Below are 3,722 nucleotides of genomic sequence, written 5' to 3' on the forward strand. Positions count from 1 at the left end.
GCCTTCGGCCTATCAGGCCTCAGTGCGCTGGGCGGGAATCCCAGCCAGCAGAGCGCGCACCTCCGCCTCACGGTAACGGCGGTGACCACCGAGCGTGCGAATCGACGTCAGCTTGCCTGCCTTGGCCCAGCGGGTGACCGTCTTCGGGTCCACGCGGAACATGGTGGCAACCTCTGCCGGCGTCAGCAGCGGCTCAGCATCAGGGGTACGAGCGGTCATGAGCGGCCTCCTCGGGAGAACCGAACCAGGGCGGTTCTATCCTTCAAATTCTGCACCTTGGCCCGCGATGCCCGAAATGGCATAGACGGGCCGAGTCGGTTATAGGACGAACGGCTTGTCCTGGTGTCTACAACTACACCATCCGTCCAGCCCTATCGACCAAACCGCCAAAATTGACCCCTCACGGGTTCAAGGCCGACGGATGGCGATGGACCACCCCATAGCGGACAGTCACATAGTGATGACATCCGGTTACGAGGGGACCAGACCCTCCGTTTCCCCGCAAAGCACGCATCGACTCCAGAACCACCCAAAAGTGGGCACGCTCACGTGAAGTTGGGCTGGTTGTCCCATTTTTGCACATAGGGGTAAGTTCGCGTCAACGGTGAGTAGTGTCACGTTCGACAGCTATTGACCCGAACCGGGACCTTGGTCATCCGATCTGCAGCCCTTAGGACTCTTACAGTCATACACGCGCGGTCGGACGTCAGTTCGCGTGCCGCAGCGCCAGCACCCGGCGCCACCGCACCGTCAGTTCCCCGTGGACCCGCAGCGCCTCCGCGGTGTCCCCCGCCCGCAGCGCGCGCAGCCCCTCCTCCAGCTCCCCCGCCGAACGGTCCGCCAACAGCCGCTCCGGGCCCAGCAGATGCACCAGGCCCCCGTAGTCCAGCTCCACCAGCGAGCGCGGGTGGAACTCCTCCAGCCAGCGCCCGACCCGCTCCGCCCCCTGCGTCAGCTCCCCGTCCGGCACCGCCTCGCGCAGTGCCCGGAAGGCCCGCGCCACCCGTCGGCGCGCCTGCGCCATCGGCACCAGGTAGAACAGCGCCGCCGGCCGGCCGCCCTGCCCCCCTCCCCCGCCCGGGCCGTCCACCGACCCCTCCGCCGCCGCCCCCTCCGCACCCGGCCCCTCCCCGCCCGGCACGAAGCAGCGGTCCTCGTCCCCGAACGGCAGGAACCAGCGCACCGGCACCTCCCACCGGCTGGTCAGGATCCACGGCCGGGCGTCCGGGTGCTCCGCCCGCCAGCGCTCCCGGTCCGCCTCGGCGGCCGCCCGGGTCACCGGCGGCAGCGCGGTGTCCAGCAGCGCCACCGGCGCCCCGGCCCGCAGCTCCTCCAGCGCCTGCCAGCTGCGCAGCCTGGTCGCCCACGGGCAGACGTACAGGACGCCGTCCACCAGCCGCAGGTACGCCCGCCCGCTCTCCCGCTCGGGCAGCGCCCGGGGCGTGCGGGCGGCCAGCCCGGCGAGCGCCTCCCGCTGCTCCTCCAGCACCGCCGCCGCCACCGGCTGGGCCGGCTCCGCGGCGTCCGGCCCGTGCTCCGCCGCCCAGGCCTGCCAGCGCGCCCGATCGGGCTCCGGATAGGCGGCCAGCGGCTCGTAGACCCGCAGGTGGGCCGCGTAGGGCGGTTGTACGGAGGTACGTACGACGGTCACGTCCTGCATGGTCGCACGCGCCGCGCGGCCCCGGGAGAGCGCGCCCCCGAACCGTTCGCGCCCGCACTCCGCGCCGCCTTCCGTCTCACCCTTCGGACGACCGGCCCCGGCTCGGGCAAGACGCCGGACCGGCGGCGCGCCCCCGACTACGCTTCGCCCTAGGCGCCCGCACCACAGCAGCGGGCCTTCGATACTGGAGTCACCACAGTGACCGACGTACAGACCCCCGCCACGCACCCCGCACCCGGCGTGCTCAGCAGGATCTTCCGTACCGAACAGGACGGCGCCCCCGGCGACGGTCACGAGCAGGTCGTCCTCTGCCACGACCGCAGCTCGGGTCTGAAGGCGATCATCGCCATCCACTCGACCGCCCTGGGCCCGGCCCTCGGCGGCACCCGCTTCTTCCCGTACGCCTCCGAGGAGGCGGCGCTGGAGGACGCGCTGAACCTGTCCCGCGGAATGTCCTACAAGAACGCGCTGGCCGGACTGGACCTCGGCGGCGGCAAGGCCGTCATCATCGGCGACCCGAACAAGGACAAGAACGAGGCGATGCTCCGGGCCTACGGCCGCTTCGTCGAGTCCCTGCGCGGCCGCTACATCACCGCCTGCGACGTGGGCACCTACGTCCAGGACATGGACGTCATCGCCCGCGAGACCGAGTTCGTGACCGGCCGCTCGCCCGAGCACGGCGGCGCCGGCGACTCGTCCATCCTGACCGCCTTCGGCGTCTTCCAGGGCATGCGCGCCACCGCCCAGGCCCGCTGGGGCCAGCCGACCCTGCGCGGCAAGCGGGTCGGCGTCGCGGGCGTCGGCAAGGTCGGCCACTACCTGGTCGGCCACCTGGTCGCGGACGGCGCCACGGTCGTCGTCACCGACCCCTTCGAGGCCGCCGTCAACCGCGTGCGCGCGGCCCACCCCGAGGTCGAGGTGGTCGCCGACACCGCCGCCCTGCTCCAGGCCAAGCTCGACGTCTACGCCCCCTGCGCCCTCGGCGGCGCGCTGACCGACGACGTCGTCGCGGCGCTGGGCGGCTTCGGCACCTCGATCGTCTGCGGCGCGGCCAACAACCAGCTGGCCCACCCGGGCGTCGAGAAGGACCTCGCCGACCGCGGCATCCTCTACGCGCCGGACTACCTGGTGAACTCCGGCGGCGTCATCCAGGTCGCCGACGAGATCGACGGCTTCAACTTCGAGCGGGCCAAGAACAAGGCCACGAAGATCTTCGACACCACCCTGGAGATCTTCACCCGGGCGACGGCCGACGGCGTCCCGCCGGCGGTCGCCGCCGACCGCCTGGCCGAGAAGCGGATGCGCGAGATCAGCGCCCTGCGCACGGTGCTGCTGCCCGGCGCCCGCCGCGGCTGACGGGTCGCCGACCGACCCCGTGGCGCGCGGGGGGCCGTCCCAGTGGCCCCCCGCGCATCACGATGTGGAACCGGATTCTCACTTCTCCGGCCGAACGGGTGATCCGGAGCCCCCCTAGGGGGGATAATCAGTCCTGGAACGACGGACCCAAGACACCTCTGGACAGCGCGCAAAACGCCGCAAAACCTCCCTTGACCTGGGAAGACCTGGTCGCGGGTGCGGTCGGTGCGCGCCACGTCACACTGACGACGTACCGTCCAGCGGCGGAAACAGGTACCGTTAATGCTCCAAGGGACGGTCCTCCCATTCGGGCAGGCCGGTCCTGATCATGAACACGTGTCAGACTCGGGGCCGTGAGCCCCATCGTTGAGGGGGTCGACCCATGGGGCGCGGCCGGGCCAAGGCCAAGCAGACGAAGGTCGCCCGCGAGCTGAAGTACAACAGCGGCGGGTTCGACGCTAACCGTCTGTCCAACGAGCTGGGCGTATCGCCGTCCACCGCTTCGATCGAGCCGGAGCCGATCGAGGAGGAGGAGGACGACGACCCGTACGCGGAGTACGCCGCCCGCTACGCCGACCTCGACGACGACGGCGACACCGAGCCGGGCACCGGGCCGTCACAGGCCTCCCGCCGCTCGTAACCAGCAGTCCCGCCGGACCGGTCCGGGCGCCCAGTGCGCCGGGCCGGTCTTCGGCGTTCCCGCGTG

Annotated in this window: 4 protein-coding genes; 2 read left to right on the forward strand and 2 right to left on the reverse strand. The window is 71.5% G+C overall.

Features of this window, described 5'->3' with window-relative positions:
- Positions 1-12: 12 nt before the first annotated feature.
- Together bldC and ACFU6K_RS33715 are read right to left on the reverse strand one after the other, a co-directional pair.
- Positions 13-219 (reverse strand): developmental transcriptional regulator BldC, encoded by a 207-nt coding sequence (gene bldC / locus ACFU6K_RS33710; protein ID WP_014137253.1) that lies wholly within the window; start codon positions 217-219, stop codon positions 13-15.
- A 487-nt stretch (positions 220-706) separates the two neighbouring features.
- Positions 707-1,660, reverse strand: coding sequence for a hypothetical protein (locus ACFU6K_RS33715; RefSeq protein ID WP_380669585.1), 954 nt, complete (start codon positions 1,658-1,660; stop codon positions 707-709).
- A gap of 198 nt (positions 1,661-1,858) precedes the next feature.
- Between ACFU6K_RS33715 and ACFU6K_RS33720 the strand changes: the two genes are divergently transcribed.
- On the forward strand, positions 1,859-3,016 hold the full coding sequence (locus tag ACFU6K_RS33720; RefSeq protein ID WP_380669587.1) for a Glu/Leu/Phe/Val dehydrogenase dimerization domain-containing protein: 1,158 nt from the start codon (positions 1,859-1,861) through the stop codon (positions 3,014-3,016).
- Between the two features lie 382 nt (positions 3,017-3,398).
- Positions 3,399-3,656, forward strand: a complete 258-nt coding sequence (locus ACFU6K_RS33725) for a DUF3073 domain-containing protein (RefSeq protein WP_049654080.1) — start codon at positions 3,399-3,401, stop codon at positions 3,654-3,656.
- The last annotated feature ends 66 nt before the right edge of the window (positions 3,657-3,722 follow it).

The sequence above is a fragment of the Kitasatospora sp. NPDC057512 genome (genome assembly GCF_042802135.1).
Lineage (GTDB): Bacteria > Actinomycetota > Actinomycetes > Streptomycetales > Streptomycetaceae > Kitasatospora.